Genomic DNA, 25,340 nt, shown 5'->3' on the forward strand with positions numbered 1-25,340 from the left:
AGCGATTAATAAAATTTGAACGCCTCACTGATGTTCAGCTTATTGTGTTCATATATGAATGGATCATCACTAACTAATACTAACCTCTTTGTTTCTTTGAATTCTTTCCTTAATTTAAACCTTAGCGATTAATAGTTATCAGAGCGGTTTCAATTCGCTACAATGAAGCAAAATCCTATAGGAATAAATTAAATGTCGGTAACTTTGCATAATCCTACTTGGTCTCTTACGGGTGAACAGCCTGAACTGTTGATTTCGAAACTCTCACACTTGGGGTTGATTTCTGCAACTGATGAGCAAGCGGCAACATTTTTACAGGGGCAAGTGACCGCTGATGTGACTGGCCTTGCTGAGGAGGATTGGTGTTGGGGCGCACATTGTGATCCTAAAGGTAAGATGTTAGCGAGTTTTCGCTTATTTAAAACTCAAAATGCTATTTGGATGTTATTACCTAAAACGACAGTGGATGCTGATTTACCACAGTTACAAAAATATGCTGTCTTCAGTAAAGTTACGTTATCGGATGCCACGGCTGATAAATTGTTGTTTGGTATTGCAGGCTCAGGGGCTTCTGCATTTATATCTAAACATTTTGGAGAATTAACAGATCGGGTTTCAGAGTTTAATGGCATGATCATTCTTCAAGATAATGAGCGTTACATTCTTGTAATTGATGCTGATGCGAAGCTTGATTTTCTTGATGGTGAAGCGATTTATGAGTCAAGCAGTTGGCAAACGTTAGAAATTACTGCTGGATACCCTAATATTTCTGCTAATCACAGTGGTGACTATATTCCCCAAATGTGTAATTTGGATGCTCTAGGTGGCATTAGCTTTACTAAAGGTTGTTATATGGGGCAAGAAACCGTGGCTCGAATGAAGTATCGCGGTGGCAATAAACGTGCACTATATATATTGTCAGGTACTGTGAATAACCAACTTACGAAAGACGGTTTTGTTGAAATAGCGTTAGAGAACGGTCATCGCAAGGCGGGTAACATTGTTGAGTATGTACAACGAGGTTCTGAAGTCTTGATGACAGTCGTTTTGGCTAATGACACAGAAGATACCGCTCGTTTTAGAGTTGCAGGTGATCCTGAAAGTCAGTTAGTGATTAAACCTTTGCCTTACGAGCTTGAAGCTTAAGAAGCATAATTTAACAATGGGAGCTTATTGCTCCCATTTTTATTTAAGCATTTTGCGGAGACAGGTTTCTCTCTTTCTTTAGCTGTAAAAATGCTTTCCACTTCACCACTTCTGGCGGGAACTCTGGTTTATCATTTTCAAAACCGGCAGCTTTTACCACGTCCTCAATGGGGACTTGATGACGTTTATTAATAAACACACCACGAATATGAACGATACAGTGAAGCCCTCTTTCTGTCAGAAAGCGTTGTTCTATATAGAAGTATTTTTCATCCCACCCAACAATTTTTGATTCTATCCAGAATTTCTCTAACGGTTTGATGTCTCGAATGTATGTGAATTCTGTAGCGTTTACGATCGGCATCCATTTCAATTTTATAAATTTTTTCAGCAGTCCCATTTCTGCCAACATATAGGTGCGTGCCAAATCCATAAAAGCAGCATAGCGAGAATTCGTTAAGTGGAAGTTAATATCGCAATCACTGGGCATTACACGAAATGTAATTTTACTGGTTTCTAAAAAACCAATTCGACGACAATGTTTGATTCGCCAGAACAGCAGCAGAAATAAGCGAAAGTATAAATTCACATTGATCCTTATGTTGTCATTTTTCCATGAAATATAAGTTGCTCAGGCTAGCAAAGGTCAGACCATTCGGCAATGAATCAAAATAAAAAAGGCGCTTAAATTAAGCGCCAAAGATCGGAGATGATCTTAAATTTTATAGAGTACAAGTTAAGCGGTAATGCCTGAATGACGCAATAATGCATCAATTTTTGGCTCACGGCCTCTAAAGCGTTTAAACAATTCCATTGGTGCTTCAGAGCCACCCATTTCTAGAATATTGTTTAAAAAGCTTTTGCCAGTTTCAGGATTGAAAATACCTTCTTCTTCAAAACGTGAAAATGCATCAGCCGATAATACTTCAGCCCATTTGTAGCTGTAATATCCAGCGGCATAACCACCTGCAAAAATGTGACCAAAGCTGTGTTGAAAACGGTTAAATTCGGGCGGAATAACTACGGAAACTTGCTCTCTCACTTCATTCAAGGTTTGCTGAATTTGAGCACCTTGTTCAGGAGTAAAGTCCTTGTGAAGTTTAAAATCGAATAACGAGAATTCCAACTGACGTACCATCATCATTGCCGATTGGAAGTTTTTCGCTGCCAGCATGTTTGTCAATAACTCTTGAGGGAGTGGCTCACCGGTTTCAAAATGGCCAGAAATATGGGCCAGTGCTTCATCTTCCCAGCACCAGTTTTCTAAGAATTGGCTAGGTAACTCGACAGCATCCCAAGGTACACCATTGATTCCTGATACATCAGCAACATCAATCTGAGTTAGCATGTGATGAATGCCATGACCAAACTCATGAAATAAGGTAATGACTTCATCATGAGTAAATAGAGCCGGCTTACCATCAACGGGTGAATTAAAGTTACAGGTTAAGTAAGCAATCGGGTTTTGCAGCCCTGAACTTGTACTTCTACGAACACGACAGTCATCCATCCATGCTCCACCTCGTTTTCCGCTGCGTGCATATAAGTCTAAATAGAAACTGCCACGATGGTTATCATTTGCATCGGTGATGTTAAAGAAGCGCACATCTTTATGCCAGGTGTCTACGCCAGCTTGTTCTTTAATCGTTAAGCCAAATAATCGATTAACGGTATAAAAAAGTCCCGACAGCACTTTTTCTTCTGGAAAGTATGGTCGTAACATTTCTTGAGAAACTTGATACTTATGTTGTTGTAGCTTTTCACCATAATAAGCCATATCCCATGCTTTCAACTCTGCAGCATTAAAGTTATCTTTCGCAAAGGCTTGCAATTCAGCTAATTCTTTTTCGGCTTGAGGTTTCGATTTGCTGGCAAGTTGGTCTAAAAACGTCATCACTTGTGCAGGGTTTTCTGCCATTTTCGTTGCCAAAGACTTGTCAGCGAAGTTATCGAAATCAAGTAGATTAGCTAACTCATGGCGCAGCGCTACAATTTCATTCATCAGTTCTGAATTATCATACTCGCCTGCGTTTGGGCCTTGATCCGAAGCTCGAGTGCAGAAAGCAGTGTACACCTCTTCACGCAGCTCGCGGTTATCACAGTATGTCATTACTGGGAGATAAGATGGGAAATCCAAAGTGAACAACCAACCTTTTTGGTCTTTCTCTGTAGCCATTGCTTTTGCTGCAGCGAGGGCGGATTCAGGTAAACCTGCCAATTTCATTGTGTCGGTAATGAGTTTGCTCCAAGCATGAGTTGCATCCAGTAACTGATTGGAGAATTGACTGGTGAGTTCAGACAATCTTTTTTTGATCTCACCATAACGTTGTTTAGCTTCGTTTTTAAGACCAATACCAGACAGTTTGAAATCGCGAATAGCGTGTTCGATGCTGGCTTTTTGAGCTTGATTAAGCGTTGAGAATTCTTCGGATTCACTCAAAGAAATATAAGCATCATAGAGACCCTGGTGTTGTCCGACAAAAGTTCCGTAGTCGGAAAGCAGTGGTAAGCAAGCATCATGAGCTTCGCGCCAGTCATCATTACTGACGACGGAATTCATGTGAGAAACGGGAGACCAAACTTGACTTAGTTCATCGTCTATTTGCTCTAAAGGAGCGATTAATGAGTCCCATGTGTATGGCGCACCATTGTTTATCACTGATTCAATCGTTGTATGGCAGTTAGCAATGGCTTGCTCAACTGCTGGTTGAATGTGCTGAGGTTTAATCGATGAAAATACAGGTAGCTCTGATTTAGTCAAAAGTGGATTACTCATTTTTTGGCCTTATAAAGTTTTCGGCAATAGCTAATAGATAAGGGCGGTGAATCGTAATATCAAGTTTCTAGTTAAAATTTGCTCAATTGCACAAAAACCGTATTTTCGTCTCAATTAAGATCACGCTTTTGTTACCCCAAGCTCACATAAAAGTGAACTCTTACTTACTATGATCCCCCCTGATTGCTGAATAGTTATTTGATTTATGAAAAAGCCTTTTACAAAAAGTTTAGTGTTATTGACGATGTTGGGTAGTAGCGCCGTGATGGCTGCTGAGACCAGTGTGTATTTTGATGCATATTACAAGACTAAATATATATCTAAAGGCAGAGACTTATTAGATAAAGGTGGGATTTTCTGGAGCGAAGTTGGCGGAACTTACGATAATTTCAGTGGATTCATTGCAATCGGTGAAGCAGACAGTGTTGATTTTACAGAAGCAGATATTGATATCAGTTACGCAATACCGATACACAGTGATTGGTTAGTCGCTTTAGGCTACTCAGGGTTAGATTGCAAAGGCATTATCGACTTTACGGGGCATGAGTTTTATCTGGCTACGGCATACAAAGGTTTTTCGTGGGTTACACCACAAATCAAAACGATTTATGAAACCGAATCTCAAGGCTACTTTGTTTTTGTAACACTAAAGGGAAAGGTTGAGTTATCAGAAAAAATGACTTTACACCCTTATGTTGAACAAGGGCTAGATTATGGGTATATCGGTGAAAAACATGATGGTAGCAATCATCTTGAGCTAGGACTTAGTATGAGTTACGCACTAAGTCATGATGTTACCTTGAGTGGTTTTGTCGCACGTTCATTCTCAGAGTCTGAATTAACGGATTGGAATAATGGTAATCGCCCAAATCAAACGTTCGGTGGTGTAAAAGTGAGTTGGCACTGGTGATCGATTGCTAGAATTATTTAATAAATAGTTCAGTTGCCACTACACTGATAGAGTTACTGTTTCCAAGGATATTTGTTAGCGTTGCTTGAATTGATATCAGCCGCTAACAATAAAAGGAGAAAACTATGTCAGTGAATGGCACATTTGGGCGTCCTGCACTTTTTGCACTCACCTTTTTTGGCGCTTCCTTAGTTGCTGATGTCAATTCTGAGGGACTATTGCACGAAAGTAACCTTCAAGAAAAAACAACAATGTCTGAGAATCCCAAACGTTTTAGTGACTTATCTCGTCAAGAAATGCTGACCTCTCGTGCAAATGTAGCAAATGACCCAAGTTGTCATTGGTTAAATCAACGCATGAATAAACTTGAAGAAACCTTGATGGGCGCAATGGATGGCATGGATATGCGTTCTGGTTACCACAAGAAAGAGTTAACAGTACGAAAAAAAGAGTGGCTGTGTTTAAAGTGTGGTGTTGAAGGTCCTTCTATTCATGATTACGCTAAGTGTCAATTTAAGCGTTAGTTTTCCTCTATTTCCTCGGTCTGTTCATTCATTATCGAATAGCTAAGCGTTCGGCTTAGCTATTGTTTCTTTGCTATTTTAAGCATAAGGTGAGCAACCATTAGTTGAGCATGGGCTTAATGAGGTTTTTAGGAGATTTTTATGTCACAGCATTTTGACTATATTTGTTTAGGCGCAGGAAGTGGTGGTATTGCATCAGCAAACCGGGCAGCGATGCGAGGGGCTAAAGTGTTGCTTATTGAAGCAAAACATGTAGGTGGTACTTGCGTTAATGTAGGCTGTGTTCCTAAAAAAGTCATGTGGTATGGTGCTCAGGTTGCTGAAGCCATTCATTTATACGCTAAAGACTATGGTTTTGATGTGTCTGTTAATCAATTTAATTGGCAAACGTTAGTAGACAGTCGTGAGGCTTATATCGAACGGATTCATGGCGCCTATGATCGTGGCCTAGCCTCTAATGGCGTTACGTTAGTGAAAGGTTATGGCAAGTTTGTAGACAACCGAACGATTGAAGTGAATGGCGAGCAATACACTGCTGATCATATTCTGATTGCAACAGGTGGAGCACCGACTGTTCCAAATATCCCGGGTGCAGAGCATGGCATTGATTCTAATGGTTTCTTTGAACTAACAGAACAACCAAAGCGTGTTGCCGTAATTGGAGCAGGCTATATTGCTGTCGAACTGGCAGGTGTTTTACATGGCTTGGGAAGTGAAACGCATCTATTTGTTCGTAAACATTCGCCATTGCGTAACTTCGATCCTTTGCTATCTGAAACGTTAGTTGAAGCGATGGACACTGAAGGCCCAACGTTACACACTCATAGTACGCCATCAAAAGTCGATAAAAATGACGATGGGAGTGTCACACTTCATCTCGAAAGTGGTGAAAGCTATGAGGTCGATTGTTTAATTTGGGCGATTGGTCGTCACCCATCTACGGATCGCATCGGTCTTGAAAATACGGATGTTGAACGTAACGAACGTGGCTATATCATCACTGATGATCAGCAAAATACTTCAGCGAAAGGCATTTATTGTGTCGGTGACATCATGCAAGGTGGCATCGAACTCACTCCTGTAGCGGTTAAAGCTGGACGTTTATTGTCAGAGCGTTTATTTAATGGAATGACTGATGCCAGAATGGATTATGTCAATGTACCAACCGTAGTATTCAGTCACCCACCTATTGGCACTATGGGATTATCAGAGCCCGACGCAGTAGCTCAGTATGGTGAAGACAATGTGAAAGTGTACACTTCAGCATTTACGTCTATGTATACCGCTGTTACAGCTCACCGCCAAGCATGTAAGATGAAATTAGTTTGTGCTGGTGAAGACGAAAAAGTCGTAGGTATTCACGGTATAGGCTTTGCAATGGATGAAATATTACAAGGGTTTGGCGTAGCAATGAAAATGGGCGCGACAAAGGCCGATTTCGATTCAGTTGTAGCAATCCACCCAACGGGAGCTGAAGAGTTCGTTACCATGAGATAATGAGTTTTGAAAAGCAGTATTGACAAGTGCTGCTTTTTTATACAGACATTGATATAAGTTATAACAGATCCAATTTGTATAAATAACAAACTGCATGAATACTGGAATGCCTAAAAAATACTTTTAAAATATGGTTCTAGGAGAAGTGAGCATGCAGTATAAGGTTTTCACAAAAACACTCTTAGCCATTGGAATGGCCCCCTTCTTTGCACACGCAATAGATTCATCAAAGGATTCTTTTCAACCTGCAACAAATGGTCAATACATTGTTGTATTAAAATCCCCGGTTAAAAATTCGGTAATGACAGCAGAAGGCTTTAACAGTATGCAAGCCGACTTTGTGGATAACCAAGCATTAGATGTAGAAAATAATAATCCTGATGTCCAAGTTGGTAAAAAATTCCATAATCTGATTGACGGCTTTGTGGTTAAAACGAGTAAAAAGCAAGCTGAAAAGTTAGCAAAGAAATCAAACGTTGCGTATGTAGAACCAAACTATATTTTATCTTTACCTCCCGTCGAGCAAAGTGCACAAGCTAGCTACAGTAAAGCGGACGCTAAGAAAGTCGACTGGGGACTATCACGTCTGAATGCCCGTAACCTATCGGATGTAATTCCTGATAATTATACTTCAGAGTACGATGGACACGGCGTAACTGCTTATGTTGTTGATTCTGGTGTAAATTACAACCATCAAGAGTTTCAAGGTCGAGCTTCAGTTTATATAAAACAAACTGGGTGGTTAAGTAGAGGTGACTATGAAAAAGATCCTCAGGGAGTGCAAGGTGATTGTAATGGTCATGGCACCCATGTCGCTGGAACTATTGGTGGATATAACACTGGGGTCGCCAATAACGTTACCATAGTAGGTGTGAAGGTTCTGAGTTGTAAAGGGAGCGGTTCAATAAGCGATATTATTGCAGGCTTGGAAGAAGTCGATTATTTAAACAGTCAATCGACACAACCAGGGGTTGTGAATATGAGTTTAGGTGGTCCAGGCCATAGTCCAGCATTGAAGGATGCCGTCGACGAATTAGTTGATGATGGCATTACTGTGGTGGTTGCTGCAGGTAATTTAGGAGAGATGTCTGAAGATGCTCTTAAGAAGTCTGGCCCCGAATCTCCTGATGCATGCTTAGGTGACCCTTCAAGCTACTCAAATGCGATTACGGTTGGCGCTACTGATAAAACAGATGCTCGTGCAGATTATTCCTATTTTGGAAGTTGTACCGATATTCTTGCTCCGGGTTCAAAAATTCTCTCGTCGTGGAATACTGGAAATGACATGTATGCCGAATTGAGTGGTACTTCAATGGCTAGTCCACATGTAGCAGGGGTCGTTGCTCAGTATTTACAAGAAAAGCCTAATTCATCTCCTAGAGATATTAAGAACGAGTTAATCAGTAATTCCACCATAGGTGTCATTGATATGAACCCTCAAACCTCATTTACTTATCCGTTTGGAGAGAGGGAAGTGGATAATGAAAATCAATTAGCCAGTCAAACTCAAAACAGATTGCTGTATGTTAACCCGTAGACTCTAATTCGCTTTCAGTAATAAAAAGCTGGCCATTACTGTGCCAGCTTTTTTATTACCATTGAAAGCAAACAAAAATAAGATATAAGAATTTAAGTTTGTTTGAAAAATGACTAAAGCCAATACTGTGTTTTCGGACAAGTGTTAAACTTGGAGTATGAAACATGCGGTATTCAGCGTTTTCTAAAGTTTTCTTTACCATAGGCCTAGTCCCTTTCCTAGTGCAGGCCAATAATTCAACAAGTCATATTGTTCAACCTGCTAAGAATGGAAACTACATCGTCGTTCTAAAATCATTACCTCACAACTCAGTCATGACAGCTCAAGGTGTCAATGATATGCGGGAAGAGTTCGTGGAGGCGCAAGCTAATAAGGTATCAAATAGTCTTGGTGCTGACGTTCATCAGAAATTTCATCGGGTTTTAAATGGTTTTGTTGTTAAAGCTAATGCGCAACAAGCAAAACAACTCGGCAATGAAGCTGATGTGGCTTATGTTGAACCAGACGGCAAAATGTCGACGATGCCTTTATCTAGTGACATTACGGATCATCAACAAGACAATGCTGATTGGGGCTTGGCTCGTATTGTTCAACATGAGTTATCGAATGTGGATGGAACTTACCATTATCAATATGACGGTCAAGGGGTGACTGCGTATATTGTTGATACTGGCGTTAATATCACTCATTCAGATTTTGGTGGGCGTGCATCGGTGTACGTAAAAACCAAAGTGGGCTATCAACAAAATCCTCAAGAAACAAAAGACACCCATTGGGATTGTAATGGTCATGGTACCCATGTTGCTGGAACCATTGGCGGTAGCACGTATGGTGTCGCAAAAGATGTAAATATTGTTGGAGTAAGTGTACTCGGGTGCAGTGGACAAGGGGCTGATAGCCAAGTGATTGCAGGATTAGAAGAAGTGCTTAAGTTATCTGAGCAGTCACCTAAATCACGAAGTGTGGTGAATATGAGCTTAGGTGGAACAGCAAGTAAAGCGGTTGACCAAGCCGTTGATAAGCTCGTTAAAGCTGATATACCCGTTGTTGTAGCAGCGGGAAATAAAACTAAATTATTGTTTGATTCGTTTGACGCTTGTCAGGTATCACCTGCGCAAGACGAAAGTGCGATTACAGTTGGTGCTACTGATAACAAGGATCAGCGTGCGGAATATTCTTACTTAGGTAAATGTACTGACCTCTTTGCTCCAGGCTCGAATATTAAGTCAGACTGGATGGGAAGCAATGATGCCACGAATACCATCAGCGGCACTTCAATGGCATCACCACATGTTGCAGGTGTTGTGGCACTTTATTTGCAGGAAAACCCTAATTTAAGCCCGCAACAAGTAAAAGATGAGCTAATGCAACGCTCCACTGCTGGCGTCATTAATATGAACACGCATTGGTGGTCTCCCCATACTAAATCGTTATCTAAAGACACGCCCAATAACCTACTTTATGCTTTACCAGATAAATCATAATCAGCTTCTCATTGAACTAGAGCCGGTAGGCTCTAGTTTTCAATACTTTCTCATAATTTGAACGATATCGCTGATTAAAGCGCTAGTTTTTATCTGTGGAATTTTGCCCAGCTCAGCGGATTTTGGCTTTATCATGGCAAAACGCTCTCCTTTAGGAGAAATCAACACAATCGACGCACTGTGATCCACAAGATAGCTATCACCGTCTCCAACCATTGAATAAGCCATACCCAAGCTTCGAGTAATTGGAATTAATTGCTTGTGTTCTGCGGTCACGGCAATGAAGTCTGAATTAAAAAATTGGATATAGCTATTCAGCTTCTCAGGTGTGTCTCGTTGTGGGTCAACCGAAATTAACACGACTTGAATTGGGGCTACAGCATTAAGTTTAGGAAATGCATTGCTGAGTTTACTCATTGTGGTTGGGCAAATATCAGGGCAGGAAGTATACCCTGCAAATAACAAACTCCATTTACCTGTTAACTGTTCTTGAGTGAAAGCGTTTCCTTTGTGATCGGTCATTGAAAAGTTGATCACCGGCCTAGGCTTGGGAAAAAGTTGGGTTGTGGTTAATTCAAGCGGTTTGTCTTGAACATACCAAGCTGTAAGGCCTCCTGCTAGCAACAGGATTGCTAGCAGGCTGAATTGGGCTATTTTTTTCATTTACAACAAACCCCAAAGGTAATGATCCGCTAACAGTATGATAAACAGTAACATTAAGTGATAAATCGAAACTTTGAAAACATTCATGGCAAGTCCAGAGTAATCGGCATATTTAAGTTGCCAAGCCTTATAAATAAACCATGCACTTAAAATACTGGAACCAACAAGATAAATACCTCCACTCATACCAACGATTACAGGAAGTAAACAAGCGATAGCTAATAAGATGGTATAAAGAAAAATACAGGTCTTAGTGAAGTCAATACCATGTGTTACAGGGAGCATTGGTACGTCGACTTTTGCGTATTCTTTTTGCCTATGAATGGCTAAAGCCCAGAAATGAGGTGGCGTCCAAGTAAAGATGATGATGACAAGTAATAAAGCGTGGCCGTGAAATTCATTCGTCATGGCTGTCCAGCCGAGTAATGGTGGCATGGCACCAGCTAAGCCACCTATTACAATATTTTGCGACGTGGCGCGCTTTAAATAAGCGGTATAAATAACGGCATAGCCAACCAGGCTTGCGAGAGTTAGCCAAGCTGTTAAGGGGTTAGTAAGCGCATACAAAATAGCAAAGCCAAATACACCAATAGCAACCGCAAAGGTAACGGCCTTGGTGGTAGAAACTCTGCCTTTTGGAAGTGGACGATTGTATGTTCGAGCCATTACGCCATCAATCCGGCGATCAATGAGGTGATTGAATGCAGCCGCAGAGCCCGCCATCATTCCGATACCTATTAACCCACTGATTAATGGTGTTAATGCTAATTGTCCATCCGTCGTTAAGCACATCCCAACCAATACAGTGAGAAGCATCAACGCTACAACTTTAGGTTTGGTCATTTCCAAATAGTCACGCCAATTAAACATTAAGTTGGCATGGGTGTTTAGGGTGATATTTTTATTCATGTAACGCTCCTTGTTCATGCTCTTTTTCTGATGGCGTAATTAAGGTAAATCAGTGATAGCAGCAATAATGCCGCCCCACCGTTATGGGCAACCGCAACAGGCAATGGTAATAAAAATTCGATATTACTCACGCCTAATAATACTTGGAGAACCAAAAGCGCCAACATTACTCCTGCACCATGTTTAATGATGCTTGAATGGCTTTTAAGTAATCTCAAACCTAACCAGAGAATCAATAAACTGGTTACAATTGCCCAAATTCGATGTGCAACATGTATGGTCATTCGTGTGTAGTGATCAAGCACGCCATATTCGAAGCTGATATGATCACCTTGAAAAGGAGAAAATGCCTTGGCGATATTAAGGTTGTTCCACCAATCCCCCTGACAAATAGGCAGGGTGGTACAAGTTAACGCTGCATAATTTGATGACGTCCAACCGCCGAGCATAATCTGCCCTATAAGCGCCAGCATTGCGATTAGCGCTAAATTTTTAAACCCTTTGGCAAAGTGATCCCCACCTTCAATATTGAGTGGTTTGACTCTCAAATACATCAAAAACAACAGTGCAATTAACGTAAAACCACCGAGTAAATGGGACATAACAATAATGGGCATTAGCATCATCGTAACTGTCCACATACCCAACAAGGCTTGGAATATAATCAAAGCACTGATAAAAATGGGGAGTTTTGTTGGCGTGTTTTTTGTTCGTAAGCAATAAATTAAAATTCCGAAAACCATTAGGCCAAGCGTGCCTGCAAGGTAACGGTGAATCATCTCTAACCAGGCTTTTTTCGGTTCAACTTCAAGGCCTGGAAAGTGTTGTTCTGCCTTAGCAAGTTCATGCTCACCCGTCGGGACTTTTAATTGGCCGTAACACCCAGGCCAGTCTGGGCAGCCAAGCCCTGCATCTGCAAGCCGTGTGTAAGCGCCCATTAAAATCACGATGAACGTAAATACGATCGATATTTTGAGAATTGTTTTTAGTGTCATTAACCTACCCTCGACAGTTTCAACATTTTTCGCAAGTCGTTCATCATGGCTTTACCTTGCAATAAGCGCTGTTTTTCGTTGTCTTTCAGGTTATATCGAGTGACGAGTTTTCCGAGGGGATCAGCAATGATAATTTGCTGTTTGTTTAACTGATGTCGCAATGGGGTACTAATGGGAGCCGTGGTAAATTGATAAGCTGCTAACGCAGCTTTATCACTGTTTTCTGTTAATAACACGACAGGTTCAACTCGGCCTTGTTCGCGACCAAGAGCAGTGTGAGTTTGCTTAAGGAGGTATAACTGTTGCTGGCACGGTTTATCACAATGCTCAGGTAGCAGAAAAACAATTTGCCATTTCTTGGGGTGAGGGTTTGTCATTTCCAATGTGTTATAGGCAAGTGTTTCTGGTAACAATTCACCTTTATTGGTTTGTCCACCATCATAAAGATTCAGTGATAGTACGATTTTTGCTGCGATAACAGGTAAAACAAAAACGGCAATGAGCGCAATAAGTGCTTTTTTATTTTTTGTCTTGATAGAGTTCATCCTTGCTCCTTTTAACACTGACTTTAAATGCTGAAAAAACGGGAAAAGAAGTGAATATCGGTTTTAATAACACGATGCCGATAATGAATAATGCAATTGCCATCGAAAACCATTGCATGGCATAGCCAAAATGTTTTTTTGCAGGCATTGGAATGGGCTGCCAAGGTTTTGCGAGTGGCTTATGTTGAGCGTCGAACGCAACAGTTTCTGGTTGAAGTACAACAGGAAACAAGGCTCGCTGTAGTTGTTGCGATAACTGAGCAATATTTAAGTTTTGAATTCGAATCATGGGTCCCATTTCTGGATGGAGTTGATCACTCATAGGGTTGCTTTCTCGGTAATATAAGCGCCCTTTAAACTGTTGCTGCTGATACGTAATCACAGTTGGAAGCTCACTGCGATCCGGGTTTGCCTGAATAAATCCAAGTTCGACCAATATGGCGGGTTGTTCAGGGGTGATCTCCATCAGTTGATAAATTAAATAGCCGACCTTTCCTTGATTGACTTGGTTATCTAAAGCGATAAGTGGTGAGATTGTTGGAGAGGCTGATACGGTAAGTTGCCTACCTAATAACTCAGAAAAGTTCTTCTGTTGGCTCAACGATTGAGTTGTGAGAGAGGGTAATTGCTGTCGCAGAATAAGCTGTTGTTCAATATCTTGTTTCTCATAACCACGATTAAGTTGCCAAGCACCTAATTTTATTAATAATATGAGTAGACTAAGAAATAACACACTGGCTAATAACTTACTTTTAAATAGCCTAGAGAGAGGTGACCCTGTGGATACCCTATTGCTTTTTAAAGTTGTACTCGTTTTACTGCTACTGTTCATCATTTTTAATCTAGGCCGCGCCTTATTTATTATGGTTAGAAGCGATAACAAACAATCTATGAGTCGTTATTTAGGGCGTCGAGTTATGCTTTCAGCACTCGTTGTGATAGCGCTTATTTTAGCGATTGGGCTTGGTTGGATTCATCCAAACCCTACGCCTTACTAAGCCACCAAAACTGCTGGTGGCTGATGTATTAAAGTACGTACACAAATACAAATAGGCACAGCCAGACAACATCAACAAAGTGCCAATACCAACTACCAGCTTGGAAGGCAAAATGATTATCTGGTTTAAAGTGACCTTTCAAGATCCTAATGAATAAAGTAATTAAGAAAATGGTACCTATGGTTACGTGAAGGCCATGGAATCCGGTCAACATGAAGAAAGTATTACCATAAACGCCCGACTCTAGTGTTAAACCGAGTTCGGTATACGCATGAATATATTCGTGAACTTGTAGATACAAGAAACCAAGCCCAAGTAAAATAGTTAACGACAACCAGGCTTTTAACGCTCCACGCTTACCTTTTTCTAGTGCAACATGTGCAAAGTGCAGTGTTACAGAAGAAATTAATAGGATAATGGTGTTATACAAAGGTAAACCATGCCAAGGCATCGCTTGGGTGGTGTCACCTTTTGGTGTTGTAGTTAATGGCCAAATGGCTTCAAAATTCGGCCATAAAACCTCATGTGTTGCAGTCGAATGGTATTCTCCACCCAGCCACGGCACAGAAAACATGCGGATGAAGAACAGCGCGCCAAAAAAGGCACCGAAAAACATCACTTCAGAAAAGATAAACCAACTCATTCCCTGACGGAAAGAGCGATCCATTTGTGGCGAATATAAACCTTGATTCGATTCATTGATAACGGTTTTAAACCAGCCGTACATCAAATAAAGAATCGTTAAAAAGCCAGCACCTAAAGCGATTAAGCCTATCGGACTAGCGTGAGTTTCAAGTTCTGCAATAAAGTGTCCGGCGCCAAACGCCATTAAAAATAACCCTATTGCCCCGACAATTGGCCAGCCACTCTGGGCTGGAACATAATAATGTTGATGGGTACTCATTGTGTTGCTCCTTGCACTTTCGCTAACGCTGCTTGTGAAGACGCTGTAACATCAAACAAAGTATAGGAAAGGGTGAGAGTATTTATTGAAGATGGTAAATCTGGATCAATAAAGAAAATTAGGGGTAGTTCACTGTCCGCACCAGCAGCAAGTGGTTGCTGGTTAAAGCAAAAACATTCAGTTTTATGGAAATACAGCGCTCCCTGCCCAGGCGATACTGAGGGTACCGCTTGGCCAACTGCAGCACTAGACGATAAATTTTTCGCAATGAAATTGGTTCGTATCAGTTCACCGGGGTGAACTTTCATTGTATTCACCTGTGGTCCAAACTCCCAGTTCATACCGGGAGGGATTTGAGCCATGAATTCGATATTCACTAAACGGGTTTTATCGACAACTTGTTCAGCAGTATATGCTTTCGCCGAGGTTGCTGTCTTTCCATTAATACCAAGTGTTTGGCACATGATGTCGTACAGTGGAACTAAGGCAAACCCAAAACCGAACATGGCAATTGAACCGCCAATCAGCCACAAGACCAGCTTTTTATTGGATGTCTTTCCATGTTTTGGATTGATGTTTGGGTCTGCAGCCATATTACTTTATCTCCGGTGGTGTAGTGAACGAGTGATAAGGTGCAGGGCTTGGAATATCCCACTCTAAGCCTTCAGCACCTTCCCACGATCTCGCCTCTGCTTTTTCACCACCTCGGATACACTTGATTACCAGCACTAAGAACAGTAACTGTGATAAACCAAATGCAAAGCCACCAATAGAAACCACTTCATTGATGTTGGCAAATTGAATATTGTAATCCGGTATACGGCGTGGCATGCCAGCCAGTCCGACAAAGTGCATTGGGAAGAACAATACATTCACTGAAATCAACGAGCACCAGAAATGCCATTTAGCTAGGGTGTGGTTGTACATATGTCCTGTCCACTTTGGTAACCAGTAATAGGCCGCCGCCATAATCGAGAATACGGCTCCTGTCACGAGTACATAGTGGAAGTGGGCAACTACAAAGTAGGTGTCATGGTATTGGAAGTCAGCCGGTGTCATTGCCAGCATCAAACCTGAAAAACCACCTATCGTGAATAGAATCACGAAAGCAATGGCCCAAAGCATAGGAGGTTCATAAGAAATCGAACCTTTCCACATGGTCGCCACCCAGTTGAATACCTTCACTCCTGTTGGAACAGCAATTAACATGGTGCAGTACATGAAGAACAGTTCAGCGACTAACGGCATCCCTGTAGTAAACATGTGATGAGCCCACACTAAAAACGACAGAATTGCGATGCTGGCAACGGCGTACACCATTGATGAGTAACCAAACAGCTTTTTACGAGCAAAGGTTGGGATGATGGCAGAGACAATACCGAAAGCCGGTAAGATCATGATGTAAACTTCAGGGTGACCAAAGAACCAGAAAATATGCTGGAACATCACCGGGTCACCACCACCTGCTGCATCAAAGAAGCTGGTACCAAAGAACTTATCGGTCAGTACCATTGTGACCGCACCCGCAAGAACAGGCATCACTGCAATTAATAAAAAGGCAGTAATTAACCAAGTCCAGACGAATAACGGTAACTTCATCCATGTCATGCCTGGTGCTCTTAAATTGATAATAGTGACAATGACGTTAATGGCGCCCATTATCGAACTTATCCCCATGATGTGGATGGAAAACACAAAGAGTGCTGTGCTATCCCCACTGTAGTGGGTAGAGAGTGGTGCATAGAAAGTCCAACCAAAGTTTGGCCCTCCTCCCTCCATAAATAACGAGCTTAACAGGATCAAAAACGCAAACGGTAGAATCCAAAAGCTGAGATTGTTCATTCTGGGTAGTGCCATGTCTGGCGCACCGATCATCATGGGAATTAGCCAGTTAGCAAGTCCTGTGAAGGCAGGCATTACGGCCCCAAACACCATGATTAATCCATGAACTGTGGTCATTTGGTTAAAGAAGTTAGGCTCAACCAATTGCAAACCGGGCTCAAATAATTCAGCACGGATCACCATTGCCATTGATCCGCCGGTTAAAAACATAATAAAACTTAACCACAGATATAAAGTACCAATATCTTTATGGTTGGTGGTTAGCACCCATCGCATTAGGCCCTTTGGTGGCTGATGATGCGAATGATCGTCATGATGTTCAGAGTTTGGCTCTGTTTCAAGCTGATCATTTTGAGGGTTTAATGTTGTCATGCTATTTCCCCTACTTTTGCTTTTCTACTTTTACGACATCAGCAGCTTGCACTGCGTCGCCAGTATTGTTGCCCCACGCATTTCGCTCGTAGGTAATGACTGCCGCAATCTCTTCAGCTGTAAGCTGTTTGTCAAAAGCTGGCATCGCAGAACCTGGGAAACCGTGCGTCACGATATAGATATGATCATGTACAGGCCCGGTGGCAACAGGGCTGCCCTTTAAGTGTGGGAATACACCAGGAAGTCCCATACCATTTGGCTGGTGGCAGACGGCGCAGTGAGCCGTGTAAACCTTTTCACCTTTGGCATAGAGCTCGTCTTTAGAAAGCGTTTTAGACAGTGAAGCTTTAGCTTGCGCTTTGGCTTTTTTAGCTTCGTCTTTTTGGGTGATTATCCATCTATCAAATTCTTCACCAGAAACGGCTTTGACAACGATAGGCATAAACCCGTGGCCTTTACCGCAGAGCTCAGTACACTGGCCACGATACGTTCCTTCTTCGTCAATTTTTGCCCAGGTTTCATTGATAAAACCAGGGTTTGCATCTTTTTTAACGGCGAATGCTGGCATCCACCAAGAATGAATGACGTCGTCAGAAGTGACTAAGAAGCGGATTTTTCGGTCTGTAGGGAGAACAAGTGGTTTATCCACTTCAAGCAAGTAATGCTCATCTTTATCTTTTTTGTTGTCGATTTCATCCTGAGGTGTCGTTAATAAGCTATAAAAGCTAACACCCTTGTCGAAATAGTCGTAGTGCCATTTCCACTGCGAACCCGTAATTTTTACGGTCAAATCAGAGTCACTAGGATCTTCCATTGCAACAAGTGTTTTTGTTGCTGGAATTGCCATACTGATAAGAATAATAAATGGAATGATTGTCCACAAAATTTCCACTTTAGTACTTTCGTGAAAATTCGCAGCGACTGCACCCTTTGATTTGCGGTGCTTGATCATGGCATAAATCATAATGCCAAAGACAATTACCCCGATTACGCAACAGATGTAAAAAATCGTCATATGTAGGTGATATACCTTATGACTTATTTCTGTTACCCCTTGAGTCATGTTAAAGCGCATTTCTTCAGCCCATACTGATGGGGTCAAGAAAGCCGCTAACATACAATACAACAATTGCTTCACTAGACGTCTCCTCTGCCAATTGCAAAAGCAACTACAAAGAAAAGTCACACGTTAATACTTAGCTCCATGCTAACTTTTCAGTTCCCTAAAAAAGCTTATCGATATCAAAGTGCAATGGTGGTGTTGTTGTTTTCGTTGACTCAATCGCTAATGACTAGCAGGTCGGTCATCCAGTAAATCTGTTTACGGCTCTGGGTGTATACCACTCGTGCGCTTACTGCTGAATTTACTCAAATTAAAATTTGAGATATCAACTTTATAAAACAGGGTCGTTAATTCGAATGTTTGTTAAGCGAAAAATTTCGCATTTTTGTAACAATTTAAGATTAGTTACTCACTCTACATTACTTGCTGTTTAAAGATTGATCAAGATCATGTTTCATGTAATTAGATGAAATATTAGTTAATTTTTTATTTTTGCGAATGTAAAAGGAGATTGTTGGTGTGAGTTTAATGTCCATGAATTTGTTAATGAAATGATCTTTTTCGAGGCAAGATTGAATGAGGTTGCGAGTTTAACTCAGAACCAGACTGGAGAATCATACCTTTGGCACAAGCGGATTTACTGACGAGTTCTAATCGACGAATATCTCGTTGATCGAGTGTTGATGTCCAACAAATAACAGCACTACTTGTGCCGTTGGTGAGTGCCTTTTCTAACGCCCACAGTGCTTCAACATCATCTTTGGTATGAACCAATAAAACACGATCCATTTTTACACCCGACTGGGCTAGGATGGATTTATAATTATTATGATTAGGGTTTATGAGAACAATCCAACGACCCTGATGGCTTAATGTGGCAAGTTCAGAGCTTAATGCGATCAGCTCTTGCTCACCGCTGCTTTTAATTTGGAGCGTTTGAATGCTCTGAATTTGATCTGAGTACAGGGTGTCTGGCTGAACCCAAACACCAGGGTGAGATGTTGCAGAAGAGCGAACTATCATAGCCACTCCCCGTTTCTTATCACACCGACAGCTAAGCCTTCGATAGAGAGTTGTTGGAAGCTTAAATCAATTTCAATGGGCTGATATTCTTCATTTTCGGCATGAAGATAAACGACGTTGCCTTTCTGTTCAAAGCGCTTCACAGTGACGTCATCTTCAACACGAGCAACAACAACTTGACCATTTGATGCTTGTTGTTGTTTATGAACAGCAAGTAAATCACCTTCCAAAATGCCAATATCTTTCATACTGTCGCCTTTAACGCGCAATAAGAAGTCTGCACCGGGTTTAAACAGGTTGCCATCAACTTGATAATATTGCTCAACATGCTCTTGAGCCAGTATTGGTTCACCTGCAGCGACTTGTCCGATCAAAGGTAGACCATCTTGAACCTCAAGTTCTTGAGATAGACGGATACCACGTGATGTGCCTGGTATGATTTCTATATAACCTTTTTTGGCTAAGGCTTTTAGATGCTCTTCAGCGGCGTTAGCACTGCGAAAGCCTAAACGTTTTGCTATCTCCGCTCGGGTAGGAGGCATGCCTGTTTCAGAAATATTCAGACGAATAAGTTCTAAAATCTCGGCTTGTCTGGCAGTTAAAGGTCTCATTTCTACACACTCGCTGTTCGCTTATACAGTTACTGTTATTATATACAGTAAAGTCCTGTGTGCAACCAATAATTAAGCAATCCTGTTTAGGTTATTTGCTATAAGTTTGATATCCTAGCGTTTTGACTCTTTTATATTTCAAGCGCTAAGTAGAAGAATGACTAAGCATAATTCCTGGTTTTTTAAGGCACTTCGTACAGTGCAAAATTGGTTTGTTCATACCGTCGTTGTCCCTCAGCAACCATTTTCTGATCTCAATTTAGATGCCGATAGACCGATTGTTTACGTGATGAAAACTGAGTCGGTGAGTGATATTTCAGCGTTAAGTGAAGTAACAGAATCACTGGGCTTGCCTAGCCCGTATGATGATATTCAAATCAAAAACGAATCAGTGCCAAGGGTTGTCTGTTTGGCACCTGCAAAGCCTATGATAGGCAAGGCATCAAAAACGAATGTTTTTTTAGGCAACTTTAAGCAGTTGTTAAATTTACACCAGCAAGATTCGTCTCTGGATGTTCAGCTATTACCTGTCAGTATGTATTGGGGAAGAATACCAGGCAAAGAAGATGACACGATGAAAGCGGCGGTGCTAGAGCGTGAAAGCCCAACGTGGTTACGCAAGTGCCTAATGATTCTGTTTTTAGGCCGTCATAATTTTATTCAATTTTCTAATGCTGTTTCATTGCGCTATATGGCGGATGAGCATGGAAGTGACGAACGAATTGCTCATAAACTTGCACGTGTTGCGCGAGTTCATTTTCGCCGCCAAAGAAAAGTGATGACTGGGCCTGATTTGCCAAATCGTCAAGTAATGTTTAAAGAGCTTTTGAATTCAGAAAGCATTCAAAAAGCCATTAATGAACAAGCGGCCAGTAAAAAAATCTCAAAGCAAGAAGCGAAAGCCAATGCTGAGAATTATCTTGATGAAATCGCAGCAAACTATTCAGATAGCTTAGTTCGTATTGCTGAGCGGTTACTGACATGGTTATGGAATAAGCTGTATAAAGGCATTAATATTCGTGGAGCTGAACTCGTACGTCAGCTGCATCACGATGGTCATGAAATTGTGTATGTGCCGTGTCATCGTAGTCACATGGATTACCTGTTGCTTTCATATATCCTTTATTATGAAGGCATGGTGCCTCCGCATATTGCTGCTGGTATTAACCTTAACTTTTGGCCGGCAGGCCCAATGTTCCGCAAAGGTGGCGCCTTCTTTATTCGACGCAGCTTTAATGGCAATAAATTGTATACCGCCGTTTTTAAAGGCTACCTCGATCTACTTTTTAATAAAGGCTATTCAGTAGAGTATTTCACCGAAGGTGGTCGCTCTCGCACAGGACGTCTACTCAACCCTAAAACGGGTATGTTAGCGATGACGGTAAGCAGTGTGCTTCGAGGCATCGAACGACCTGTAACCTTGGTCCCAGTGTATCTTGGATACGATCATGTCATGGAAGTTGCAACTTACCACAAGGAACTTAGTGGTAAGAAAAAGCAAAAAGAATCCGTCTGGCAAGTTTTTGCTGCCATCAGGAAGCTTGGAAATTTTGGTCAAGGCTATGTGAACTTCGGTGAGCCAATCAATGTTCAGCAACATTTATCACAAATTGAACCTGAGTGGCGAGAGCTTATCGCTCAAGATCCAGAGCAAAAACCAACTTGGTTAACGCCAGCTGTAAACAGCTTAGCGAATAAAGTGATGACAAAAATTAACGGCGCTACTGCAGTGAGCTCTATTTCATTGATGAGCTTAATTGTGCTTGCATCGGAGCAAAAGTCTTTAGAAAAAGAAACCATTAAACAGCAATTAGATTTTTATCTAAAGCTGTTAACTAAAGTACCGTACACACAGTTTTCGACGGTACCTGAAGGTGATGTTGAGGTCTTGATTTCTCAAGCATTAGAGTTAAATAAGTTTGCTGTAGAGCCTGATCCTCTCGGTGATATCATTTCTTTAGATGATACTCAGGCCCTCAATATGACTTACTATCGTAATAATATTGTTCACTTATTTATGGTGCCATCATTAATTGCGACCTTGATCATCAGAGAGTCTCAGCCAACAAGAGAGAAAGTCGTTCAGTTTATCGAGCAAATTTTTCCGCTAATACAAGCTGAGTTATTTGTCGAAACACCAAATTTAAAAAATTATATTCATCAGCTGATTGATTCAATGCTTGATGAAAACATTATTTTGGAAGACGAACATCGATTGGTTGCGAGTGATGAGCATCAAGGGCAGCTTCATTTACTGGCCAGTACAAGCAGTGAGATGCTAAAGCGTTATGCCATTATCTTTAATTTACTGAGCTTGCAGCCAAAAATTGAAAGAAGTGATTTAGAGCGAGAAAGCCATCAGTTAGCAAAACATATGGGACCATTACACGGTATTTCTGCCCCTGAGTTTTATGATCGAAAACTTTATGCGTCATTAACGGTCAAGCTAAAAGATATGGATTTACTGGGTCAGTCAGAGAAAAAAGATACCATCATTCAGCTGAGTAACGCATTAACCTCATTACTTGATGCACAAGTACGTCAAACGGTTGTTACAGGAGTACAGCAGACTCAAAATGTAGAAGCGGAGAAAAATAGCTAAATGACAGCATCTAACATTGAGACAAAGAAACATCCATCAATTATTGGTGGCGCGATGATAGTGGCTGGGACAGCCGTTGGGGCGGGGATGTTTTCTTTACCCGTTGTTGGTGCAGGGATGTGGTTCAGTTACTCTGTGTTGATGTTGATTGGCGTTTGGTTTTGCATGGTAATGGGAGGTTTACTGCTACTGGAAGCTAACCTTCACTACGAAGCAGGTGTTAGCTTTGATAGCTTAACCAGTCGTATATTAGGCCCATTTTGGCGTGTATTGAGTGGTGTTTCCGTCACATTCTTATTGTATGTATTGACCTATGCTTATGTCAGTGGCGGTGGTTCAATTGTAAATCACAGTTTGTCGACGTTGGATATCACCGTTTCTAATCAAATGGCGGCGTTAATTTTTTCTGTGATCTTAGCAGCCATTGTGATTATTGGTACTAAGCATGTGAGCCGGATATCTACCATCATGCTTGGTGGTATGGTGATTACCTTTTTGCTTGCTACCAGTAATTTATTGATCGAAGTTGAACCGAGCAATTTGTGGATGCCAGATGGACAATCCGAATATGCACCTTATATTTTAGCTGCACTGCCTGTAGGTTTAGCCAGTTTTGGTTATCAAGGAGTTATTCCAAGCCTCGTTAAATTTTATGATAAATCGGCTAAACATGTTGTTAGAGCTGTATTGGTTGGTACCAGCCTCGCATTAACCATTTATATTGGCTGGCTCGTTGTTACCATGGGTAATATCCAGCGCAGTGGTTTTAGTGAAGTTATCACTCAAGGTGGAAATATTGGTGTTCTTGTAGGAGCACTCACATCTCAAATTTCTCATGACACACTAAACCAACTATTGACACTGTTTGCCAATTTAGCGGTCGCATCGTCATTCTTAGGTGTAACCTTAGGGCTTTTTGACTATTTAGCGGATTTATTTGGCTTTGATGACTCTGGGGTTGGACGAATCAAGACCGGTATGGTTACCTTTGTGCCACCAACGATTCTTGGAATACTCTTTCCTGATGGGTTTATTCTTGCCATTGGTTATGCCGCACTGGCTGGTGCAATTTCTGTAGCGGTAATACCTGCATTGATGGCAATGAAAGTGAGAAAATTATTCCCCGCATCTAATGGTTACAGAGTTTTCGGTGGTGCATTTATCCCTTGGTTAGTGCTGTTATTTGGCATCGCCGTAATTATTTGCCATATCTTCAATTTATTTAATTTACTTCCAGTATTTAGTTGATTGTGCTTCACCCACAATCAACTATTTGCTAATAGTTTCCGCAATACTCCATTAGGTTCTTAATGGAGTTTTGACCCTGAATGATATTAAAATCAGTGCTAATGGGGTCATTGCCATTAAAAAAGTTGAAGGTCACTTTTTGCCCGTATTTGAGTTGATTAATCAACAAGGCCCAATTTCCCCAAATGCCACGTCGATAAGCAGTTAATTGCGAACTTTCATTTAATCCAATTAATGATATTTTTTCATTATTATCAACAATTGCTGTTCCTTCCGCAGATAAATCATCAGCATCCATCAATGTTAATACGAACTCTAGCTTATGCCCTTTGCAAATCAGTTGCATTGAGTCTCCATTTACTGAAGTGCCAGTTAAGTTTATGGTTTGGTGTGATTGATTTTCTGCGATTTTATGTTCGTAGAGCCAGTGTGTTTGAGCTTGAGCTGAAATTGCCGATGCTAAAAGAATAGAGGTGAGCATTTAAATTATCCAAAACTTATTATTTTTATAATTGCATTCTAAAGATGAATATTTATGTAATTAAAATATTTCTTTAATTTCTTATGAGATGATAAAAACATTATGTTAACAATGTGTCAACATAATGTTTGGAGGTTAGACTTCTTAAATCACTTGAGAATGAACTAGTGAGTTGCACTTTTTATTAAGAATGAACTTGGACAAGAACTGTCAGACTTTTCAGTAGACTGATAAAGTAAATCTGTTAAAGTTTGAGTTTTATCAATATCTTTAGGTAAATGAATATCCATTTCGACTAATTGGTTAGATGTGCACTTTAGGGCGATGAATTGGTGGCTGTTCTCACCAAAAGCTTGATCAAAAGCTTGATTGAAGCTGGTGGTGGAAACCGTTTTCCCAATTTTGGCTTTGAAATAATGGTTAAAAAAATCACTATTATTGAACTGCTGAACGAGAGATGTTGCAAGCGTAAAGTATTCATCTGCAGATTTATCTTGGCATGTCCCGTGTTTCCACCACTCATGATCTTCTAACCATGTATTATAATTCGTACTTGGCATTAACTTATTGAGCTGCGCTTTGGTTTTTGAATCAAGAGTAATATCGGAAAAGGGTTCTTGAGTCTCTTCACCACAGAAACCATATTTCGTGCCACACTGAGCTTTATTTGGCCAGAGCCCATGTAAGGACCAAATTTTTGCTGTTGGCCCACTTTTACCTTTGTCTAAATCAGCACATTCAGGTTTTCCATTCCCATGAAAAGCACAAAATCCTGGCTGCCAAGTTAAGGCAAGGACGTATGAATCCATTGTATTGGCTTGACGGCAACTTGAATTAGAAGAGTCTGGAGTATTATCTGATGGTGGGGTAACTGACGGGGTTATATCAGCTGTACCACAGTTTGTATATACCCAACGAAGAGGTGAAGCCGTTTGGTGAATGTTCACTCTAACGCGGGTAGGTGAATCAGGAGAACCCAAATATTCTACGACTTGATATTGTTTGCCTACCTCAGTTTGTAAGTCGTCAGGATCTGTTTTTTTATTTCCTGATTGATACATAGGGCAAGTGGTATTTGCAGTAAACGTTCCTGTTGCAGGTGCTGCATTTGCGTAAAATGAAAAACAACTCAAAACAGAAATAGCTAATATAAACCGTGAGTTAATCATAGTAAGTACTAAATTGCCTGTGTTGTAGTAAAACTAGCATA

General features: G+C 41.0%; 23 protein-coding genes and 1 pseudogene. 9 read left to right on the forward strand and 15 right to left on the reverse strand.

All coding sequences use genetic code 11. The features are described 5' to 3' along the window. Positions 1-192: 192 nt before the first annotated feature. Positions 193-1,146 (forward strand): tRNA-modifying protein YgfZ, encoded by a 954-nt coding sequence (ygfZ, locus tag AC1EU2_RS16015; RefSeq protein WP_480299287.1) that lies wholly within the window; start codon positions 193-195, stop codon positions 1,144-1,146. 43 nt (positions 1,147-1,189) lie between these two features. On the opposite strand, the gene AC1EU2_RS16020 is transcribed toward ygfZ, so the two are convergent. Both AC1EU2_RS16020 and prlC read right to left on the reverse strand, forming a co-directional pair. Next, positions 1,190-1,735, reverse strand: a complete 546-nt coding sequence (locus AC1EU2_RS16020; protein ID WP_480299288.1) for a thioesterase family protein — start codon at positions 1,733-1,735, stop codon at positions 1,190-1,192. A gap of 147 nt (positions 1,736-1,882) precedes the next feature. Next, positions 1,883-3,922: an oligopeptidase A gene (gene prlC / locus AC1EU2_RS16025; protein WP_480299289.1), complete on the reverse strand. Its 2,040-nt coding sequence runs from the start codon at positions 3,920-3,922 to the stop codon at positions 1,883-1,885. A 205-nt stretch (positions 3,923-4,127) separates the two neighbouring features. Between prlC and AC1EU2_RS16030 the strand changes: the two genes are divergently transcribed. The 5 genes from AC1EU2_RS16030 (at position 4,128) to AC1EU2_RS16050 (ending at position 9,874) form a co-directional block, all read left to right on the forward strand. After that, on the forward strand, positions 4,128-4,832 hold the full coding sequence (locus AC1EU2_RS16030) for a hypothetical protein (RefSeq protein ID WP_480299290.1): 705 nt from the start codon (positions 4,128-4,130) through the stop codon (positions 4,830-4,832). Positions 4,833-4,957: 125 nt separating this feature from the next. Beyond that, positions 4,958-5,356, forward strand: a complete 399-nt coding sequence (locus AC1EU2_RS16035) for a hypothetical protein (RefSeq protein WP_480299291.1) — start codon at positions 4,958-4,960, stop codon at positions 5,354-5,356. A 141-nt stretch (positions 5,357-5,497) separates the two neighbouring features. Then, on the forward strand, positions 5,498-6,853 hold the full coding sequence (gene gorA, locus AC1EU2_RS16040; RefSeq protein WP_480299292.1) for a glutathione-disulfide reductase: 1,356 nt from the start codon (positions 5,498-5,500) through the stop codon (positions 6,851-6,853). A gap of 151 nt (positions 6,854-7,004) precedes the next feature. Further along, positions 7,005-8,390, forward strand: coding sequence for a S8 family peptidase (locus tag AC1EU2_RS16045; protein WP_480299293.1), 1,386 nt, complete (start codon positions 7,005-7,007; stop codon positions 8,388-8,390). 164 nt (positions 8,391-8,554) lie between these two features. Continuing rightward, complete coding sequence (locus tag AC1EU2_RS16050; RefSeq protein WP_480299294.1) at positions 8,555-9,874, forward strand: S8 family peptidase; 1,320 nt, start codon at positions 8,555-8,557, stop codon at positions 9,872-9,874. A 39-nt stretch (positions 9,875-9,913) separates the two neighbouring features. Here the strand turns inward: AC1EU2_RS16050 and AC1EU2_RS16055 are convergent, their stop codons facing one another. From AC1EU2_RS16055 to AC1EU2_RS16075, 5 genes are read right to left on the reverse strand one after another with little or no spacing between them, the layout of a single operon-like run. After that, positions 9,914-10,537 (reverse strand): SCO family protein, encoded by a 624-nt coding sequence (locus tag AC1EU2_RS16055; RefSeq protein ID WP_480299295.1) that lies wholly within the window; start codon positions 10,535-10,537, stop codon positions 9,914-9,916. Next, positions 10,538-11,446 (reverse strand): heme o synthase, encoded by a 909-nt coding sequence (gene cyoE, locus AC1EU2_RS16060; RefSeq protein ID WP_480299296.1) that lies wholly within the window; start codon positions 11,444-11,446, stop codon positions 10,538-10,540. A 14-nt stretch (positions 11,447-11,460) separates the two neighbouring features. Further along, complete coding sequence (locus AC1EU2_RS16065; protein WP_480299297.1) at positions 11,461-12,441, reverse strand: COX15/CtaA family protein; 981 nt, start codon at positions 12,439-12,441, stop codon at positions 11,461-11,463. Next, positions 12,441-12,986, reverse strand: a complete 546-nt coding sequence (locus tag AC1EU2_RS16070) for a hypothetical protein (protein ID WP_480299298.1) — start codon at positions 12,984-12,986, stop codon at positions 12,441-12,443. The genes AC1EU2_RS16065 and AC1EU2_RS16070 overlap by 1 nt, the downstream gene beginning before the upstream one ends. Beyond that, complete coding sequence (locus AC1EU2_RS16075; RefSeq protein WP_480299299.1) at positions 12,961-13,719, reverse strand: SURF1 family protein; 759 nt, start codon at positions 13,717-13,719, stop codon at positions 12,961-12,963. Before AC1EU2_RS16075 ends, AC1EU2_RS16070 begins: the two co-directional genes overlap by 26 nt. Before the next feature lie 46 nt (positions 13,720-13,765). Here AC1EU2_RS16075 and AC1EU2_RS16080 point away from each other — a divergent pair, with 46 nt between their 5' ends. Continuing rightward, positions 13,766-13,984: a DUF2909 domain-containing protein gene (locus AC1EU2_RS16080; RefSeq protein ID WP_129946157.1), complete on the forward strand. Its 219-nt coding sequence runs from the start codon at positions 13,766-13,768 to the stop codon at positions 13,982-13,984. Positions 13,985-14,012: 28 nt separating this feature from the next. On the opposite strand, the gene AC1EU2_RS16085 is transcribed toward AC1EU2_RS16080, so the two are convergent. The 6 genes and pseudogenes from AC1EU2_RS16085 to lexA all read right to left on the reverse strand — a co-directional run bounded on the left by AC1EU2_RS16085 (position 14,013) and on the right by lexA (position 19,799). Continuing rightward, positions 14,013-14,888 (reverse strand): cytochrome c oxidase subunit 3, encoded by an 876-nt coding sequence (locus tag AC1EU2_RS16085; RefSeq protein ID WP_480299300.1) that lies wholly within the window; start codon positions 14,886-14,888, stop codon positions 14,013-14,015. After that, positions 14,885-15,481, reverse strand: a complete 597-nt coding sequence (locus AC1EU2_RS16090) for a cytochrome c oxidase assembly protein (protein WP_480299301.1) — start codon at positions 15,479-15,481, stop codon at positions 14,885-14,887. The genes AC1EU2_RS16085 and AC1EU2_RS16090 overlap by 4 nt, the downstream gene beginning before the upstream one ends. A 1-nt stretch (position 15,482) precedes the next feature. Continuing rightward, positions 15,483-17,102 (reverse strand): cytochrome c oxidase subunit I, encoded by a 1,620-nt coding sequence (gene ctaD / locus AC1EU2_RS16095; RefSeq protein ID WP_480299302.1) that lies wholly within the window; start codon positions 17,100-17,102, stop codon positions 15,483-15,485. A gap of 34 nt (positions 17,103-17,136) precedes the next feature. Beyond that, positions 17,137-18,240, reverse strand: a pseudogene (gene coxB, locus AC1EU2_RS16100) (cytochrome c oxidase subunit II); the annotation flags it as partial. A 468-nt stretch (positions 18,241-18,708) separates the two neighbouring features. Next, positions 18,709-19,188 (reverse strand): SulA-like leucine-rich domain-containing protein, encoded by a 480-nt coding sequence (locus tag AC1EU2_RS16105; protein WP_480299303.1) that lies wholly within the window; start codon positions 19,186-19,188, stop codon positions 18,709-18,711. After that, positions 19,185-19,799 carry a transcriptional repressor LexA gene (gene lexA / locus AC1EU2_RS16110; RefSeq protein ID WP_480299304.1) on the reverse strand — a complete coding sequence of 205 codons (615 nt, stop codon included), beginning with the start codon at positions 19,797-19,799 and terminating at the stop codon, positions 19,185-19,187. Before lexA ends, AC1EU2_RS16105 begins: the two co-directional genes overlap by 4 nt. 157 nt (positions 19,800-19,956) lie before the next feature. Between lexA and plsB the strand changes: the two genes are divergently transcribed. Further along, positions 19,957-22,401, forward strand: coding sequence for a glycerol-3-phosphate 1-O-acyltransferase PlsB (gene plsB, locus AC1EU2_RS16115; RefSeq protein ID WP_480299305.1), 2,445 nt, complete (start codon positions 19,957-19,959; stop codon positions 22,399-22,401). Then, positions 22,402-23,649 (forward strand): aromatic amino acid transport family protein, encoded by a 1,248-nt coding sequence (locus AC1EU2_RS16120; protein ID WP_480299306.1) that lies wholly within the window; start codon positions 22,402-22,404, stop codon positions 23,647-23,649. It begins immediately after the preceding gene. 28 nt (positions 23,650-23,677) lie between these two features. Here AC1EU2_RS16120 and AC1EU2_RS16125 read toward each other — a convergent pair whose 3' ends face one another. Both AC1EU2_RS16125 and AC1EU2_RS16130 read right to left on the reverse strand, forming a co-directional pair. After that, positions 23,678-24,130, reverse strand: coding sequence for a hypothetical protein (locus AC1EU2_RS16125; RefSeq protein WP_480299307.1), 453 nt, complete (start codon positions 24,128-24,130; stop codon positions 23,678-23,680). 164 nt (positions 24,131-24,294) lie between these two features. After that, positions 24,295-25,299 carry a ribonuclease T2 family protein gene (locus AC1EU2_RS16130; protein WP_480299308.1) on the reverse strand — a complete coding sequence of 335 codons (1,005 nt, stop codon included), beginning with the start codon at positions 25,297-25,299 and terminating at the stop codon, positions 24,295-24,297. Positions 25,300-25,340 lie beyond the last annotated feature (41 nt).

This window comes from Parashewanella sp. 2304DJ23-3 (assembly GCF_056591695.1).

Excerpts from the sequence above, each read along its gene's own strand:
- ygfZ (WP_480299287.1), top strand. The coding sequence starts at position 193 with ATGTCGGTAACTTTGCATAATCCTACTTGGTCTCTTACGGGTGAACAG.
- prlC (WP_480299289.1), bottom strand. The coding sequence starts at position 3,922 with ATGAGTAATCCACTTTTGACTAAATCAGAGCTACCTGTATTTTCATCG.
- AC1EU2_RS16030 (WP_480299290.1), top strand. The coding sequence starts at position 4,128 with ATGAAAAAGCCTTTTACAAAAAGTTTAGTGTTATTGACGATGTTGGGT.
- AC1EU2_RS16035 (WP_480299291.1), top strand. The coding sequence starts at position 4,958 with ATGTCAGTGAATGGCACATTTGGGCGTCCTGCACTTTTTGCACTCACC.
- gorA (WP_480299292.1), top strand. The coding sequence starts at position 5,498 with ATGTCACAGCATTTTGACTATATTTGTTTAGGCGCAGGAAGTGGTGGT.
- AC1EU2_RS16045 (WP_480299293.1), top strand. The coding sequence starts at position 7,005 with ATGCAGTATAAGGTTTTCACAAAAACACTCTTAGCCATTGGAATGGCC.
- AC1EU2_RS16050 (WP_480299294.1), top strand. The coding sequence starts at position 8,555 with ATGCGGTATTCAGCGTTTTCTAAAGTTTTCTTTACCATAGGCCTAGTC.
- AC1EU2_RS16055 (WP_480299295.1), bottom strand. The coding sequence starts at position 10,537 with ATGAAAAAAATAGCCCAATTCAGCCTGCTAGCAATCCTGTTGCTAGCA.
- cyoE (WP_480299296.1), bottom strand. The coding sequence starts at position 11,446 with ATGAATAAAAATATCACCCTAAACACCCATGCCAACTTAATGTTTAAT.
- AC1EU2_RS16065 (WP_480299297.1), bottom strand. The coding sequence starts at position 12,441 with ATGACACTAAAAACAATTCTCAAAATATCGATCGTATTTACGTTCATC.
- AC1EU2_RS16070 (WP_480299298.1), bottom strand. The coding sequence starts at position 12,986 with ATGAACTCTATCAAGACAAAAAATAAAAAAGCACTTATTGCGCTCATT.
- AC1EU2_RS16085 (WP_480299300.1), bottom strand. The coding sequence starts at position 14,888 with ATGAGTACCCATCAACATTATTATGTTCCAGCCCAGAGTGGCTGGCCA.
- AC1EU2_RS16090 (WP_480299301.1), bottom strand. The coding sequence starts at position 15,481 with ATGGCTGCAGACCCAAACATCAATCCAAAACATGGAAAGACATCCAAT.
- ctaD (WP_480299302.1), bottom strand. The coding sequence starts at position 17,102 with ATGACAACATTAAACCCTCAAAATGATCAGCTTGAAACAGAGCCAAAC.
- AC1EU2_RS16105 (WP_480299303.1), bottom strand. The coding sequence starts at position 19,188 with ATGATAGTTCGCTCTTCTGCAACATCTCACCCTGGTGTTTGGGTTCAG.
- lexA (WP_480299304.1), bottom strand. The coding sequence starts at position 19,799 with ATGAGACCTTTAACTGCCAGACAAGCCGAGATTTTAGAACTTATTCGT.
- plsB (WP_480299305.1), top strand. The coding sequence starts at position 19,957 with ATGACTAAGCATAATTCCTGGTTTTTTAAGGCACTTCGTACAGTGCAA.
- AC1EU2_RS16120 (WP_480299306.1), top strand. The coding sequence starts at position 22,402 with ATGACAGCATCTAACATTGAGACAAAGAAACATCCATCAATTATTGGT.
- AC1EU2_RS16125 (WP_480299307.1), bottom strand. The coding sequence starts at position 24,130 with ATGCTCACCTCTATTCTTTTAGCATCGGCAATTTCAGCTCAAGCTCAA.
- AC1EU2_RS16130 (WP_480299308.1), bottom strand. The coding sequence starts at position 25,299 with ATGATTAACTCACGGTTTATATTAGCTATTTCTGTTTTGAGTTGTTTT.